This window comes from Sphingomonas quercus, from assembly GCF_018863195.1.
GTDB classification, from domain to species: domain Bacteria; phylum Pseudomonadota; class Alphaproteobacteria; order Sphingomonadales; family Sphingomonadaceae; genus Solisphingomonas; species Solisphingomonas quercus.
Genome location: NZ_JAHKRT010000009.1, coordinates 72,367 through 86,887, shown reverse-complemented (window position 1 = coordinate 86,887; position 14,521 = coordinate 72,367). Strand labels below are relative to the sequence as shown.

Sequence of the window (14,521 nt, the reverse complement as noted above, 5' to 3'; positions counted from 1 at the left end):
GACCATAGAATGACCGTTACTGCTGAACGCAAGACCGCCATCATCGAGGACAATGCCCGCGCCAAGGGCGACACCGGCTCCCCTGAGGTTCAGGTCGCCATCCTCACCGAGCGGATCAGCAACCTCACCGAGCATTTCAAGACCCACGCGAAGGACAATCACTCGCGCCGCGGTCTGCTGATGCTGGTCAACAAGCGCCGCAGCCTTCTCGACTATCTGAAGAAGAAGGATGCGACCCGCTACAACGAACTCATCGCGAAGCTCGGCCTTCGCAAGTGACCACGAGCGGCCCGCCGATTGGCGGGCCGCTTCGTTTTCCGGCGCGGCAATCCGGCCGCTCGTCGGGATTGAGGCCGCTGGTGGGATAGGCCCGCCGGCAACAAGGAAAAACCATGTTCGATATCAAGAAGCAGGAAATCCAGTGGGGCGGCAAGACGCTGACCCTGGAAACGGGCCGTGTTGCCCGCCAGGCTGACGGCGCCGTGCTGGCGACGCTCGGCGAGACGGTGGTGCTCTGCGCGGTGACCGCTGCGAAGTCGGTGAAGGACGGCCAGGATTTCTTCCCGCTCACCGTCCATTACCAGGAAAAATATTCGGCCGCCGGGCGCATCCCGGGCGGCTTCTTCAAGCGCGAGCGTGGCGCGACCGAGAAGGAGACGCTGACCTCGCGTCTCATCGATCGCCCGGTGCGCCCCCTCTTCCCCGAGGGTTTCTACAACGAGATCAACGTCATCGCCCAGGTGCTGAGCTATGACGGCGAGAATGAGCCGGATATTCTGGCGATGGTCGCGGCCTCGGCCGCGCTTACGCTCTCCGGCGTGCCGTTCCTCGGGCCGATCGGCGCGGCGCGCGTCGGCTATATCGACGGCGAATATGTGCTGAACCCGACGCAGGAGCAGATCGCCGCCGGCGATCTCGACCTCGTCGTCGCCGCCACCCATGACGCGGTGATGATGGTCGAATCCGAAGCCAAGGAGCTTTCGGAAGAGGTCATGCTCGGCGCCGTGGTGTTCGCGCATGAGCAGTCCCGCGTGGTGATCGACGCGATCATCGGCCTCGCCGAACAGGCCGCCAAGGAGCCGTGGGATCTGCCCACCAGCGACGACAGCGCGCTCAAGGCGCAGGTCAAGAAGCTGGTCGGCAAGGGCATCACCAACGCCTACAAGCTGGTCAAGAAGTCCGAGCGTCAGGCCGCGATCGCCGAGGCCAAGGCGCCGCTCGCCGAGGCGTTCAAGGACGCCGACGCCGAGACCCGCCTCAAGGCCGGCAAGCTCGCCAAGAAGCTCGAGGGCGAGATCGTCCGCACCGCGATCCTCAAGGAAGGCCGCCGCATCGACGGCCGCGACACGAAGACCGTCCGCCCGATCGAGGCGATGGTGCACTTCCTGCCGCGCGCCCATGGCTCGGCGCTGTTCACCCGCGGCGAGACCCAGGCGATCGTGTCGACCACGCTCGGCACCAAGGACGCCGAGCAGATGATCGACGGCCTGAACGGCCTCTCCTACGAGCGCTTCCTGCTCCACTATAACTTCCCGCCCTATTCGGTGGGCGAGGTCGGCCGCTTCGGCGCGCCGGGCCGTCGCGAAGTGGGCCATGGCAAGCTGGCATGGCGTGCGCTGCACCCCGTGCTGCCGACGCCGGAGGAATTCCCCTACACGATCCGCGTGCTGTCCGACATCACCGAGTCCAACGGCTCGTCGTCGATGGCGACGGTCTGCGGCGGCAGCCTCGCGCTGATGGACGCAGGCGTGCCGCTGAAGCGTCCGGTGTCCGGCATCGCCATGGGCCTGATCCTTGAAGGCAAGGATTTCGCGGTGATCTCCGACATCCTCGGCGACGAGGATCATCTCGGCGACATGGACTTCAAGGTGGCCGGCACGTCGGAGGGCATCACGTCCCTTCAGATGGACATCAAGGTGGCCGGCATCACCAGGGAGATCATGGAGGTCGCGCTCAGCCAGGCCAAGGAAGGCCGCGCCCACATCCTCGGCGAGATGGCCAAGGCGCTCGACCACACCCGCACGGAGCTTTCCGCCCATGCGCCGCGCATCGAAACGATGAGCGTGCCCAAGGAGAAGATCCGCGACGTGATCGGCACCGGCGGCAAGGTGATCCGCGAGATCGTCGCCACCACCGGCGCCAAGGTCGACATCGACGATGACGGCACGGTGAAGATCAGCTCCTCCGATCCGGAGAAGATCGAGGCCGCGAAGAACTGGATCATCGGCATCGTCGCCGAGCCGGAGGTCGGCAAGATCTACACCGGCAAGGTGGTGAATATCGTCGATTTCGGCGCCTTCGTGAACTTCATGGGCGGCAAGGACGGCCTCGTCCACGTCTCCGAGATGAAGAACGAGCGCGTCGCCAAGCCGACCGACGTCGTCGCCGAGGGCCAGACCGTGAAGGTCAAGGTGCTCGAGGTCGATCCGCGCGGCAAGGTGCGCCTGTCGATGCGCGTCGTCGATCAGGAGACCGGCGAGGAACTGCCCGACACCCGCCCCGCGCGCGAGCCGCGTGAGGGTGGCGACCGTGAGCGTGGCCCGCGTGGTGACCGTGGTGACCGTGGTGACCGTGGCGACCGCGGCGGTGACCGTGGCGATCGCGGCGGTGACCGCCGTCGCGATGGCGATCGCGGCCCGCGTCGGGACCGCGGCGATCGCGGCCCGCGTCGCGAGCGCAGCGAGGGCGGCAATGACGACGGCCCCGCGCCGGAGTTCGCGCCGGCCTTCCTCAATCGCGACGACGATTGAGCTTCGCCACATAGCGAGTGAAGGAAAAGGGGCCGAAAGGCCCCTTTTTCTTGGCAGCCGCCCTAATGAAGCATCTACAGCTAGTATCCATGCACTCACGAAGCTGCTAAACTGTCCCATAAGGGGGCAGAACCATGGGCCGGGCGACGACACGCTTGGGGTTTATCGAGCGCCTGCCGCTCGCGGTGGACCGGCCGTTGCTCGGCTATGGCGCGGCAGTGGCGCTGTCCATGTCCGGCCTGATCGCGCGCGAGCTGCTGGCGCCGGTGTTGCCGGGCAGCTACCCCTCGATCACCTTCCTGCCAGCGGTGACGGTGGCGGTGTTCCTGTTCGGAGCCGGACCGGGCATCGTCGCCGCCCTGCTCTCCGGCGTTTTGGTGTGGGCGCTCTATGTCGGGCCGGCGGCCGGGGCGAGCGTGACATTCAGCGCGCTGCTGTCGATGCTGCTTTATGTGTTCATCACCGGGGTGAACATCGTCATGGTGCATCTGATGCAGCGCGCAAATCGCCGCCTCGCGCAGGAACGGACGCGGTGCCAGCAGCTCGCCGACACCCGCGCCGTGCTGTTCCGCGAGCTACAGCACCGCATTTCCAACAATCTCCAGGTGGTCAGTTCGCTGATCGGCCTGCAGAAGCGCCGGATCGCCGACGAAGACGCCCGCAACGCGCTGGACGAGGCGGCGCGGCGGCTGGTGGTGATCGGGCGCATCCATCGCAACCTGCATGATCCCGAAGGCGGCGCGCTGAGCCCGGCGACGTTCCTCCGCCAGCTCGTCGTCGACACGCTCGACGCCAATGGGCGGCAGGACATCAGCCACGATGTGAGGGTCGCCCCCGCCGCATCATTGCGGGCGGACGCGGCGATCCCGGTGGCGCTGATCGTCGCAGAAACCATCGCCAACGCGCTCGAACACGGTTTTGGCAATACCGCCCAGGGCCATATCGACGTAGAGATGCGTCGCCACGACGACGGAACCGTCCATCTCGAGGTGCGCGACAATGGCAAGGGGCTGCCGGTGGATTTCGACGTCATGCAGGGCGACAGCCTTGGTCTGCGCATCGTCACCATGCTGACGCGCCAGCTCGGCGGCGGCTTCTCCCTGTTCCGCGACGCCGGGGCGACTGTCGCCCGGCTGACGATCCCTCCGCGATGACCGCCGGCCATCCGCCGCAACTGCTCGGCTATGTCGTGCCCGCCTTCGCCGTCCTGCTGGTGCTGGCGCTACGCATCCGTCGCATGGGCCGGCCCCGGCGGCTGCGGCTGGAACGGCTATGGATCGTGCCGACGCTCTACGGAGTGATCGCCGCGGCGGTGATCGCCGCGAGGCCACCGGGTGCGCCGGGCTGGCTGATGATGGGCGTGGCGCTGCTGGTCGGCGGCGCGATTGGCTGGCAGCGCGGACGGACGATGCACGTCGAGATCGACCCCGAGACACACCAGCTCTCCGAGCGCGCGTCGCCGGCCGCGATGCTGCTGCTCGTCGCGCTCATCGCGGTGCGGGCGGGGCTACGCGCCGTGGCCGGTCAGGCGGAGGCGTGGCATGTCGACGCGGTGACGGTCGCCGATGTGCTGCTCGCCTTCGCGCTCGGCATGCTGGCGATGACGCGGGTGGAGATGGGGCTGCGCGCGCGACGCCTGCTGGAAGAGGCGCGGGCGCGAAAGGCGCCGTGAAAAAGTGGGGAGCTTCTGTTGCTCGGTGCTCCCCGTACCGCCGGTGTCCGCTTCTGTTGCCCGGTGCGGCCCGAACCGCGTTCAAGCCTTGTAATCTAAGCCGTTAGGCCTTGATTACGCGGCAATCGCGAGCGCCTCGTTGTCGTTGGCACTTGTGGTTTTGATCGGTTTAACGGCTCAATCAGGCCGGGCAAAAACGTCGTCTTTGAATACACGTCGATCCTGGTTCGGCCCCATCAGGATCGGCGGCTTCTCCCCCCTAGGGATCGGGGAGGCCCGCCGCCGATGATGGTGGAGCCGCCGGGTACTGCCCCCGGGTCCGCTGCATCTATTTCACGACATCATTTATCACCATAGCCGGGCGAACCCGGCACCCCCGATATAGGCGCCCCGAGGCCCGGCGAAAAGGGGAGAGTCACTTTGCCGTTTCAACCAATCGGCCTACAAGCCGATCGGCATGTTGTCGCAGCGTTCCCGCTATGCCCTTCGGGCGATGATCGCGCTCTCGCGGGCCCCGTGCGCGCAGCCGCTGCCGATCAGCCGCATCGCTGCGGACGCGCAGGTGCCGCGCAAATTCTGCGAAGTGATCCTGGCGGAACTGCGTGACGCCGGCCTCGTCGTCAGCCACCGCGGCAAGCAGGGCGGCTTCCGGCTGGCGCGGCTGCCGCACCTGATCTCGTTCGGCGATATCGTGCGGGTGACGGAAGGCGCGCTGGCGCTGGTCCCCTGCGTCAGCCGCACCGCCTATCGCCGCTGCGAGGATTGCGTCGACGAGGCGAGCTGCGCCGTCCGCCGCGCGATGCTGGTGGTGCGTGACGAAACCGCGCGCATCCTCGACGGCACCAGCCTGGCAGACGCCACGGCCGAGGATCTGGCCGCCGCCTAGCGTCCGATCCTCAGGGGCGCCGCTTCAGCTCGTCGCGAATCTCGCGAAGAAGGGTGACGTCGGCGGGCTCGGCAGCCGGGGCGGACCTGAGGTCGACGAGCTTGTTCGCGGCGCGCACCACCAGGAAGATGATGAAGGCGACGATCACGAAATTGACCGCCACGGTCAGGAACTCGCCATAGCCGAGCAGCGGCACGCCGGCCTTCTTCAGAGCGGCATAATCGTCCGGCGAGCCGGTGTAGCCGGCCGGGACCGGCCCGAGGCGCAGGAAATAGCCGGAAAAATCGAGGCCGCCGCTGACCTTGCCGATCAGCGGCATGAGGATGTCCTCGGTGAGGCTGGTGACGATGCGGCCGAACGCGGCGCCGATGATCACCGCGACGGCGAGATCCAGCACATTGCCACGCGCGATGAACGCCTTGAATTCCTTGAGCATAGGGTGCTCCCTCTGGCTGTGAGCGTCACGAGAATGGCGCAAAGAGGCGACAGTGTCACGTTGCGGAGTGAGGGCAAGCTACCTATTCATAGCTCAAGATACGATTGGAGCGAATGAAGCCATGACCCGTCAGCGTCTCGTCCTGCTCGCGCCGCTTGCCGCGATTTCGCTCTCGGCGTGCGGGGTCAATTCGATCCCCACCGCCGAGGAAGAGGCGAAGGCGAAGTGGGCCGATGTCCAGAACCAGTATCAGCGCCGCGCCGACCTGATCCCCAATCTGGTCTCCACGGTGAAGGGTTATGCCAAGCAGGAATCCGACGTGCTGACCCGCGTCACCGAGGCCCGCGCCCGCGCCAGCTCGATTCAGCTTTCCGGCGACGATCTGAAGGATCCCGCCAAGGTGAAGGAGTTTGCCGCCGCGCAGAACGGCGTAACGATGGCGCTGGGCGCGATCCGCCCGCTGCAGGAAGCCTATCCGGAGCTTAAGTCCAACGCCAATTTCCTGGCGCTGCAATCCCAGCTCGAGGGCACGGAGAACCGCATCACGATTGCGCGCAGCGACTATAACAAGGCGGTGCAGGCCTATAACACCCGCATCCGCACCTTTCCGGACGCGATCGGTGCCAAGCTGATCTATGGCGCCAAGCCGATGACGACGTTCGAGGCCACCGCCCCCAACGCCCAGAACGCGCCCAGCGTCAGTTTCTGAGCCGCGGGGTGCGCCCGCTCCGGGCTCTTTGCTGTGCGCTGCTGCTGGCGCTCTGCGCACTCGTCGCAGGGCCAGCGATGGCGCAGGATTTCCCGAAGTTCACCGGCTTCGTGGTCGACGCTGCCAATGTGCTGCCGGCAGCGGAGAAGGCGGCGCTCACCGCCCAGCTCGACCAGCTTCAGCAGAAGACGGGGCGCCAGCTCGTCGTGGCCACCATTCCCGACCTCGGCGGACGGGACATCGCCGACTATGGCTATCAGCTCGGCCGCGCCTGGAGCGTGGGCCTGAAGGACGTCAATAACGGCGCGATCCTCATCATCGCGCCACAGGACCGCAAGGTGCGCATCGAGGTCGGCTACGGGCTGGAGCCGGTGCTGACCGACGCGCTGTCATCGGTGATCATCAACCAGACCATCCTGCCCGCCTTCCGCGCCGGCGATCTGCCCAAGGGCGTCGCCGACGGCACCGCGGCGCTGGTCGAGCAATTGTCGCTGCCCGACGAAGAAGCGCGCGCGCGCGTCGCAGCCGCGGTGAAGGCCCAGCATCGCGAGGGCGCCAAGGGCGGCGGCGGCATTCCGCTGCCGCTGATCTTCTGGGTCCTCGTCGGCGGCTTCGTGCTGCTCACCCTGTTCCGCAGCGGCGGCGGTGGTGGTGGCGGCGGCGGCGGCGGAGGACGGCGCCAGCGCTATCGCTCGGGCGACAGCGCGGTGTGGGTGTGGGGCCCGATCGCGGCCGACATCATCGGCGATATCGCCCGCCACGGCGGTCGCGGCGGCGGCGGCGGCTTTGGCGGCTCGTCCGGGGGCGGCGACGGCGGGTGGATGGGCGGCGGCTTCTCCGGCGGCGGCGGCGGCTCATTCGGCGGCGGCGGAGCATCGGGATCGTGGTGAAGGTGCAACTGACCGATGCCGATCGGCAGAAGGTATCGGCGGCGGTGGCGGCCGCCGAGGCCGGCACCGATGGCGAGATCGTCACCATCGTCGCGCCGGCGTCCGATGATTATGCCGACGTGCCGCTGGCCTGGGCGCTGATCGCGGTATTCCTCGCGCTCGCCACCCTCGCCGCCTTTCCGGACCTGCTGCTATGGGTGCATTCCATCCTGCAGCGCGGCTGGACGCATGAGCCGTCGCTGAGCGAGCATCTTACCGTGCTGTTCGTGCTGCTCGCCCTGAAGTTTGCGGGCGCGCGGCTGATCGCCGGGCTGTGGCCGGTGCGGATGATGTTGACCCCGGGGCGGATCAAGTCGCAGCGGGTGCGCGCCCGGGCGCTCGACCTGTTCCGTGTCGGCGCCGAGCAGCGCACCCGCAAGGCGACCGCGGTGCTTCTCTACCTCTCGCTGGCCGAGCATCGCGCCGAGCTGATCGGCGATGCGGCGATCAGCGCCAAGGTGACGCCGGACATGTGGGGGGAGGCGATGGCGGCGCTGATCACGGCGGTGAAAGACGGCCGGCCCGGCGACGGCATGGCCGAGGCCGTGGCGCGCATCGGCGAGGTGCTGCACGTCCACTTCCCACGCTCCGCGGACGATACCAACGAGCTGCCGGACCGGGTGATCGAATTATGAGCGACGACGACGCGGCGCAGACCATGTGGCAGGGCCGCTACATCGCGGCGAAGACGCAGGGGCGTTGGGAATATGTCACCCGCACGCGCGGCATCGGCGCGGCGGTGATCCTCGCCGTGGAGGACGGCCATGTCCTGCTCGTCGAGCAATATCGCGTGCCGCTGGGCCGCGCCTGCCTGGAACTGCCCGCCGGCCTGATCGGCGACGAGGACGCGGCGGAACGCGATCCGCTGGTGGTCGCCCGCCGCGAGCTTGAGGAAGAAACCGGCTGGACGGCGGCGCATCTCGAGCTGGTCGGCGTGTTCGCCTCGTCGCCCGGCATGGTCGGCGAGACGTTCACGCTGGTCAAGGCGACCGGCCTCAGCAAGATCAGTGACGGGGGCGGGGTCAGCGGCGAGGAGATCACCGTCCATCGCGTGCCGCTGGACGGGATCGCGGCGTTCGTCGCCGCGCGCCGCGACGAGGGGATGGCGATGGACGTCAAGCTGCTGGCGCTGTTGGGGCCGGGGCTGCTCGGCTAGCGTGCGCGCGCCGGAATCCCGGTGCGACCCTTCGATTGCCCGATCAGCGGAAATTGTCGGCGTAAGCCTGCAGCTTGAGGGTGCGCGTCGGCGGCGGCACGACGACATAGGCGAGGCCCTGACGCTCGGCATAGGCTTTGGCAGCCTCCAGCGTCGGGAAGCTGAGGCGGACCTGGTCACGGACGTCGCCGGAGCCGGCCCAGCCGGTCAGCGGGTCGGGCCGCTTGGGTTCGGTCGGCTCATGCTCCAGCACCCAGCGGTCCGTGCGATGACGCCCGGACTGCATCGCGTTCTTCATGCGCTGATAGATGCGTGCGGTCATGATCTGCCCCTGCCGCAGACGCCTGCCCGCCGTCAAGATCGCGGCTTGGTGCGAAGTGTCGGATCGGCATTGGCGGGATCGTCCGGCCAGGGGTGGCGCGGATAGCGGCCGCGCATCTCGCGCGCCACCGCGGCCCAGCTGCCGGCCCAGAAGCCCGGCAGGTCGCGCGTCGTCTGGATCGGCCGCCCGGCCGGCGAGGTGAGCCGCAGCACCAGCGCCACACGGCCATCGGCGACCATCGGATGGCGCGACAGGCCGAACAGCGCCTGCGGGCGCAGCTCGACCGCCGGGCCGCCGTCGGCTGCATAATCAATCGGATGGGCGCTGCCGGCGGGGCTTCGCAAGTGAGTGGGGGCGATTCGGTCAAGCGCCTGCCGGCCGGGCCAGCCGAGTCGATCGACGAGCGCTTCGTGCAGCGCGCCCGCCGGGATCGCGTCGAGCCGGCGGCGGCCCTCGACCAGGGCCGGCAACCACTGGTCGAGATCGGCGAGCAGGCCGGCGTCGGAAAGGTCGGCAACGTCCGCGCCATGGGCACGGGCGAAGGCGGCGCGGGCCTGGAGCGCCCGAGCGCTCTCGTCCCAGGGCAGCAGGCCGAGGCCGTGTTCACGCACCCCAGCGACCAGCGCCGTGGCGATCGCGGCGCGATCGGGGGCGTCGTCCGGCCCGCCGGACAGGCGCAGGGCACCCAGCCGCCGCTCGCGGGTGGCGACGACCGTGCCCGTCGCGCGATCGAATTGCAGGGCGCGATGCTGGACGATGCGGGCGGCGAACAGGCGCTCGATCGTCGGCAGATCGATCGGCGCGGCCGACAGGATGCGTGCGCCGCCAGCGCTGCCGCTGGTCTCGGCCACCGCCAGCCAGTCCTCGCGCGCCAGCGACGAGGCGGGATCGAGGCGCAGGCCGCGGCCGCCCGCCGTCAGCCAGTCCTCGCCGCTGGCATCGCGGCGCCGCGCCACCCGATCGGGGAAGGCCAGCGCCACGCAGGCGCCGAGCCCCTCCCCCGTTCCCCGCGCCCCGGCCCGCCCGGTGAGGCCCAGCCAGCGGCGGGCAAGGCCCCGCGCCGCTTCCGCCCGCCTGCCGCGCTCGCCGCGCCAGCGGCGCAGCCGTTGTTCGAGATCGGTGTCGGCGCCGCCCAGCCCCCGTTCGGAGAGCAGCACCGCAACCTCCGCGGCCAGTGGCGCGTCGGCCGCGACCAGCAGCATATGGGCTAGTCGCGGCGGCAGCGGCAGCGCCGCGATGCGGCGGCCATGGGCGGTCGGCCTCCCCTCGCCGTCCACCGCCTCCAGCGCCGCGAGGCGGGTGCGCGCCTCGGCGACGGCGGCGGCGGGCGGCGGATCGAGCCAGTTGAGCCGCGCCGGATCGGCCTCTCCCCAGATGGCGCAATCGAGGACCAGCGCCGACAGGTCCGCCTCCAGTATTTCGGGCGGGTCGTAGGGCGGCAGGCCGGCGGTCGCGCCCGCTTCCCACAGCCGCCACGCGGTGCCCGGCCCCTGGCGCGCGGCGCGGCCGGCGCGCTGGGTGGCGGCGGCCTGGCTGACCCGCTCCGTCACCAGCCGGGTGACGCCCGCCGCGCGATCATAGCGAGGCCGGCGCGCCAGCCCCGAATCGACGACGATGCGCACCCCGTCGAGGGTCAGGCTGGTCTCGGCGATGGCGGTGGCGAGGACGAGCTTGCGCGTCCCGGCCCGGGCCGGCGCGATCGCGGCGCGCTGCTCGGCCGGGTCGAGCGTGCCGTGCAGGCGATGGAGGATGACCGTGTCGGGCAGCCCGGTGAGCCGTTCGGCGGTGCGCTCGATCTCGGCGACGCCGGGCAGGAAGGCGAGCAGCCCGCCTTCATCCTCGCCGAGGGCGCGGCGAATCACCGCCGCCATCTCATCCTCGATGCGCGCCTCGGCGCGGCGGCCGACATGGCGCAGTTCGAGGGGGAAGATGCGCCCCTCGCTCTCGATCACCGGCGCGCCGCCCATCAGCGCGGAGAAGCGCCCGCCGTCGAGCGTCGCCGACATCGCCACCAGCCGGAGGTCCGGCCGCAGCGCCGCCTGCGCGTCAAGCGCGAGGGCGAGGCCGAAATCGCTGTCGAGGCTGCGTTCGTGGACCTCGTCGAACAGCACCGCGGAGATGCCGGCCAGCTCCGGGTCGGCCTGGATGCGGTTGCGGAATATGCCTTCGGTGAGGACGAGGATGCGGGTCGCCGCCGAATGACGCGCGTCCATGCGCGTGGCGTAGCCGATGGTGCGGCCGACGGGCTCTCCGGCCATCTCCGCCATGCGCTCGGCCGCGGCACGCGCGGCGAGCCGGCGGGGCGAGAGCAGCAGGATCTGGCCGGTGCACCAGGCTTCCCCGAGCAGGGCGGGCGCCACCGCCGTCGTCTTGCCGGCCCCCGGCGGCGCCACCAGCACCGCGCACGAGCCGGTGCCGAGGGCGGCGAGCAGATCGGGCAGGACGGCGTGGACGGGGAGGGTCATAATCGCTCGCGATACGTTATAGAGGGGCTATGACCGACCCCAACACGCCCCGCGAGCCCGAACCGAGCTATGGCCCCGATGAGGAGGGCGACGTGCCGATCGACGAGGATGCGGTGATCGACGATCCCGCCTCCTGGGTGCATGTCGATCCCGACAGCAAGCCTCAATAGGCGCGCGCCACCGCGAACTCGACGGCCTCGATCAGCGCCGCCTTGGCCTGGCCGCCAGGGAAACCGGCGAGCGCGTCGATCGCCAGCCGGCCATAATGGCGGGCACGGCCCAGCGTGTCGGCGACGGCGCCTGTGCGATCAAGCAACGTCTTGGCGTGGACGAGATCGTCGTCCGAGGCGCGGCGGCCCTCCATCGCATCCTGCCAGAACGTCTTGTCGATGGCCGATCCGCGGGCATGGGCGAGAATGACCGGCAGGGTCACCTTGCCGTCGCGGAAATCGTCGCCGGCGTCCTTGCCCATGGTCGCGCCGTCCGACGCATAGTCAATCGCATCGTCGACGAGCTGGAAGGCGATGCCGAGGTTGCGGCCATAGGCGTCGAGCGCCTCCTCCTCGGCGGTCGGCCGCTCGGCGACGACGGCGGCGATGCGGCAGGCGGCGGCGAACAGAGCGGCGGTCTTGGCGCCGATGATGTCAAGGTAGCGCGCCTCCGACGTATCGATGCGGCGTTGGGCGGTGAGCTGGTTGACTTCACCCTCGGCGATGATCGCGCTCGCCTGCGACAGGATGCGCAGGACGCGCAGCGAGCCATCCTCGACCATCAGCTCGAACGAGCGCGAGAACAGGAAGTCGCCGACCAGTACCGACGCCGAATTGCCCCAGATCATGTTGGCGGTGCGCTTGCCGCGACGGAGGCCGGACATGTCGACGACATCATCGTGCAGCAGCGTGGCGGTGTGGATGAACTCCACCGCGGCGGCGAGCTTGTGGTGGCGGGCGCCGGAATAATCGAGCAGGCGCGCGCTCGCCAGCGTGAGCATCGGGCGCATGCGCTTGCCACCGCCGGCGATGAGATGGCCGGCCAGCTCCGGGATCAGCGGCACGTCGGACTGCATGCGCGCCAGGATGACCTCGTTCACACGATGCATGTCGGCCGAGACCAGGGCCATCAGGGGATCGAGCGAGGGCTGGTCGGACGGGCGGAGATGGTGGACGGTGGCGCTCATGCGCGCGGCAATGGCCGCATGGCGGGCCAAAGGCAAGCATTGCGCCCCTCGACAGCGCCACTCAGCACGATATGAGCGACCTCGGCTAGGGAGGCCCGCATGACCAATGAGACGCTGACCGGCTATCGCGAGAGCATCGACAATATCGACGCAGCGCTGGTCTTCCTGCTCGCCGAGCGATTCAAGGTGACGCAGGCGGTCGGCCGCTACAAGGCGACGGCGGGGCTGCCGCCGGCCGATCCATCGCGCGAGTCGGCGCAGATCGAGCGGCTGAAGGCCCTCGCCGTCTCCGCCAAGCTGGACCCGGAGTTCACCGAGAAATTCCTGCGCTTCATCATCGACGAGGTGATCCGCCACCACGAACGGCTGCGCGACGAGGGCTGACGAGACGGGGCGTGCCGTTCGCCGTGCGGCGTGGGATCGCACGGGGAGAGCAGGTGGCGCGCGACGATATCCGCCACCGAAGCGACTGAGGCCGGAGTTCGCGGATGGGTGGATGCTGAACCAAGTTCAGCATGACCGGTGGGGGTGTGGCGATCGGGCGGCCCTCACGGGCCCGTCACCCTGAACTTGTTTCAGGGTCCACCGCGCCACAGGCGCCGGAGTTCGCGGACGGGTGGATGCTGAATCAAGTTCGGCATGACCGGTGGGGGTGTCGCGATCGGGTAGCCCAAGAACCCGTCACCCTGAACTTGTTTCAGGGTCCACCGTGCCACAGGCGCCGGAGTTCGCCACTGGGTGGATGCTGGACCAAGTCAGCATGACCGCTGGGAGAGAATGGTGAGCGGTGGACCGCGCGGCTAACTGCCCGCGAGGACGGCCTGGACGCGGAGCGGCGGGAAGACCGTTTCGAGCGACTTGGTGTCGGGCAGCACGTAGACATAGCCGCCCTTCTTGCGGAACAGCGGGCTGACGCGCGTGGTGTAGAAGGCCTGCGGCACGTTGATGCAGCCGAAGGTGATGCGATTGTCGTCGATGGTCGGGGACAACATGCGCTCGCGGCGGCGCTCCTTCTTGTTGGCGGTCGGGATCGGGTGGAGCGCCACCGAGGTGGCGTAATCGACCCACAGCACCTGCTGCCGCCCCGCGGCCAATCCGAACCTGGCGAGGAAGCGCCCGGCCGGGGTCGTCTTCTCGGCAGGGCCGATCTCGGCGAGGTTCTTGCTGCCGATACCGGGCGTCGCGTCATCCCCGACGGCGATGCCGATGAGCACCGGGACCTGGCCCAGCTGGCGCCCCTTGGCATCGAACAGCATCAGCGTCGCCGCCTTCTTGTCGACGATGATATAGGGCAACGCATAATTATCGCCGGAGGAGGCGATCCATGCGGCGACGCGCGCGGCGTCTTCGGAGGGCGGAGGGAGGTCGCTGACGGGCGGGGCCTTGCGCGCCGGCGGTTTCTTCGCCTTGGCCACGGGCTTGGCCGCGGCGGTGGCCTTGGGCGCGCCCGGGCCATGGGCCGCGGAAGCGGGCATGGTGGCAGTCAACGCGAGCCCGGCGAGCGCCAGGACCAAAATCTTCATCGCTTGGCGCACTCGAAACAAAGCCGTCCCCGCATCGAAAAGAGTCGATGCGGGGACATCATGCAGATTAGCGGACTTGTCCGCGAGGCATTAATTGCGTGGCCGCTTCCGGCGATTTTCCTGCATGCGCTGCTCGATGCCGTCGACACGGGCGTTCAACTGGTCGAGGCGCTGGCCGTTATTCTGGGCCTGCTGTCCGGCAGCCTGCGCCTGGGCAAGCGCCGTCTTCGCGGTGGTGTCGGTTTCCTGCAGCTTGGCGTCGGTAGCGGACGCCTTGGCGTCGGTGGCCTGAAGCCTGCTGTCGATCCCGTCGACGCGCTGATTGACCGTTGCGATCTGATCCCTGACAAATCCCTTTGTCGCGCAGGCTCCCAGACCCAGCGAACTGATCAAGATCACGACCGCAGGTGTGAGCCTCTTCATGGACGGTGACATCGTTTTTCTCTCCCAACGGCAAGCTTACGGCGACACTAGAAGCGGAGTGTTCGCCCCGTAA

General features: G+C 68.9%; 17 protein-coding genes and 1 other RNA gene. 11 read left to right on the top strand and 7 right to left on the bottom strand.

Annotation, left to right across the window (positions count from 1 at the left end; all coding sequences use genetic code 11):
* Positions 1–9: 9 nt before the first annotated feature.
* The 4 genes from rpsO (at position 10) to KOF26_RS15655 (ending at position 4,422) form a co-directional block, all read left to right on the top strand.
* On the top strand, positions 10–279 hold the full coding sequence (rpsO, locus tag KOF26_RS15670; protein ID WP_216327193.1) for a 30S ribosomal protein S15: 270 nt from the start codon (positions 10–12) through the stop codon (positions 277–279).
* Positions 280–392: 113 nt separating this feature from the next.
* Positions 393–2,750: a polyribonucleotide nucleotidyltransferase gene (gene pnp, locus KOF26_RS15665; protein WP_216327189.1), complete on the top strand. Its 2,358-nt coding sequence runs from the start codon at positions 393–395 to the stop codon at positions 2,748–2,750.
* A gap of 134 nt (positions 2,751–2,884) precedes the next feature.
* A complete protein-coding gene (locus KOF26_RS15660) occupies positions 2,885–3,904 on the top strand; it encodes a sensor histidine kinase (protein ID WP_216327186.1) in 1,020 nt (339 codons plus the stop codon).
* Positions 3,901–4,422, top strand: coding sequence for a CcdC protein domain-containing protein (locus tag KOF26_RS15655; protein ID WP_216327183.1), 522 nt, complete (start codon positions 3,901–3,903; stop codon positions 4,420–4,422). Before KOF26_RS15660 ends, KOF26_RS15655 begins: the two co-directional genes overlap by 4 nt.
* A gap of 42 nt (positions 4,423–4,464) precedes the next feature.
* On the opposite strand, the gene ssrA is transcribed toward KOF26_RS15655, so the two are convergent.
* Positions 4,465–4,833: a transfer-messenger RNA gene (gene ssrA, locus KOF26_RS15650) on the bottom strand.
* A 46-nt stretch (positions 4,834–4,879) separates the two neighbouring features.
* Here ssrA and KOF26_RS15645 point away from each other — a divergent pair.
* Entirely contained in the window at positions 4,880–5,308 is a 429-nt protein-coding gene (locus KOF26_RS15645; protein ID WP_216327180.1) for an RrF2 family transcriptional regulator, read from the top strand.
* Positions 5,309–5,318: 10 nt separating this feature from the next.
* On the opposite strand, the gene mscL is transcribed toward KOF26_RS15645, so the two are convergent.
* A complete protein-coding gene (gene mscL, locus KOF26_RS15640; protein WP_216327177.1) occupies positions 5,319–5,744 on the bottom strand; it encodes a large conductance mechanosensitive channel protein MscL in 426 nt (141 codons plus the stop codon).
* Positions 5,745–5,865: 121 nt separating this feature from the next.
* On the opposite strand from mscL, the gene KOF26_RS15635 reads away from it, so the two are divergent.
* From KOF26_RS15635 to KOF26_RS15620, 4 genes are all read left to right on the top strand, one after another.
* Positions 5,866–6,453 (top strand): LemA family protein, encoded by a 588-nt coding sequence (locus KOF26_RS15635; RefSeq protein WP_216327174.1) that lies wholly within the window; start codon positions 5,866–5,868, stop codon positions 6,451–6,453.
* Between the two features lie 77 nt (positions 6,454–6,530).
* Positions 6,531–7,343 (top strand): TPM domain-containing protein, encoded by an 813-nt coding sequence (locus KOF26_RS15630; RefSeq protein ID WP_216327171.1) that lies wholly within the window; start codon positions 6,531–6,533, stop codon positions 7,341–7,343.
* Positions 7,340–8,017, top strand: coding sequence for a TPM domain-containing protein (locus tag KOF26_RS15625; RefSeq protein WP_216327463.1), 678 nt, complete (start codon positions 7,340–7,342; stop codon positions 8,015–8,017). Before KOF26_RS15630 ends, KOF26_RS15625 begins: the two co-directional genes overlap by 4 nt.
* Positions 8,014–8,538 (top strand): NUDIX hydrolase, encoded by a 525-nt coding sequence (locus tag KOF26_RS15620; protein WP_253201506.1) that lies wholly within the window; start codon positions 8,014–8,016, stop codon positions 8,536–8,538. Before KOF26_RS15625 ends, KOF26_RS15620 begins: the two co-directional genes overlap by 4 nt.
* Before the next feature lie 43 nt (positions 8,539–8,581).
* Here KOF26_RS15620 and KOF26_RS15615 read toward each other — a convergent pair whose 3' ends face one another.
* On the bottom strand, positions 8,582–8,863 hold the full coding sequence (locus KOF26_RS15615) for an ETC complex I subunit (protein WP_216327457.1): 282 nt from the start codon (positions 8,861–8,863) through the stop codon (positions 8,582–8,584).
* Between the two features lie 29 nt (positions 8,864–8,892).
* Positions 8,893–11,325 carry an ATP-dependent helicase HrpB gene (gene hrpB, locus KOF26_RS15610; RefSeq protein WP_216327168.1) on the bottom strand — a complete coding sequence of 811 codons (2,433 nt, stop codon included), beginning with the start codon at positions 11,323–11,325 and terminating at the stop codon, positions 8,893–8,895.
* Positions 11,326–11,354: 29 nt separating this feature from the next.
* Between hrpB and KOF26_RS15605 the strand changes: the two genes are divergently transcribed.
* On the top strand, positions 11,355–11,495 hold the full coding sequence (locus tag KOF26_RS15605; RefSeq protein WP_216327165.1) for a hypothetical protein: 141 nt from the start codon (positions 11,355–11,357) through the stop codon (positions 11,493–11,495).
* Here the strand turns inward: KOF26_RS15605 and KOF26_RS15600 are convergent.
* On the bottom strand, positions 11,489–12,502 hold the full coding sequence (locus tag KOF26_RS15600) for a polyprenyl synthetase family protein (protein WP_216327162.1): 1,014 nt from the start codon (positions 12,500–12,502) through the stop codon (positions 11,489–11,491). The genes KOF26_RS15605 and KOF26_RS15600 overlap by 7 nt on opposite strands.
* A gap of 99 nt (positions 12,503–12,601) precedes the next feature.
* Here KOF26_RS15600 and KOF26_RS15595 point away from each other — a divergent pair, with 99 nt between their 5' ends.
* A complete protein-coding gene (locus KOF26_RS15595; protein ID WP_216327159.1) occupies positions 12,602–12,886 on the top strand; it encodes a chorismate mutase in 285 nt (94 codons plus the stop codon).
* A gap of 416 nt (positions 12,887–13,302) precedes the next feature.
* Here the strand turns inward: KOF26_RS15595 and KOF26_RS15590 are convergent, their stop codons facing one another.
* Together KOF26_RS15590 and KOF26_RS15585 are read right to left on the bottom strand one after the other, a co-directional pair.
* Entirely contained in the window at positions 13,303–14,025 is a 723-nt protein-coding gene (locus KOF26_RS15590; RefSeq protein ID WP_216327156.1) for a hypothetical protein, read from the bottom strand.
* 90 nt (positions 14,026–14,115) lie between these two features.
* On the bottom strand, positions 14,116–14,460 hold the full coding sequence (locus tag KOF26_RS15585; RefSeq protein WP_216327154.1) for a hypothetical protein: 345 nt from the start codon (positions 14,458–14,460) through the stop codon (positions 14,116–14,118).
* Between the last annotated feature and the right edge of the window lie 61 nt (positions 14,461–14,521).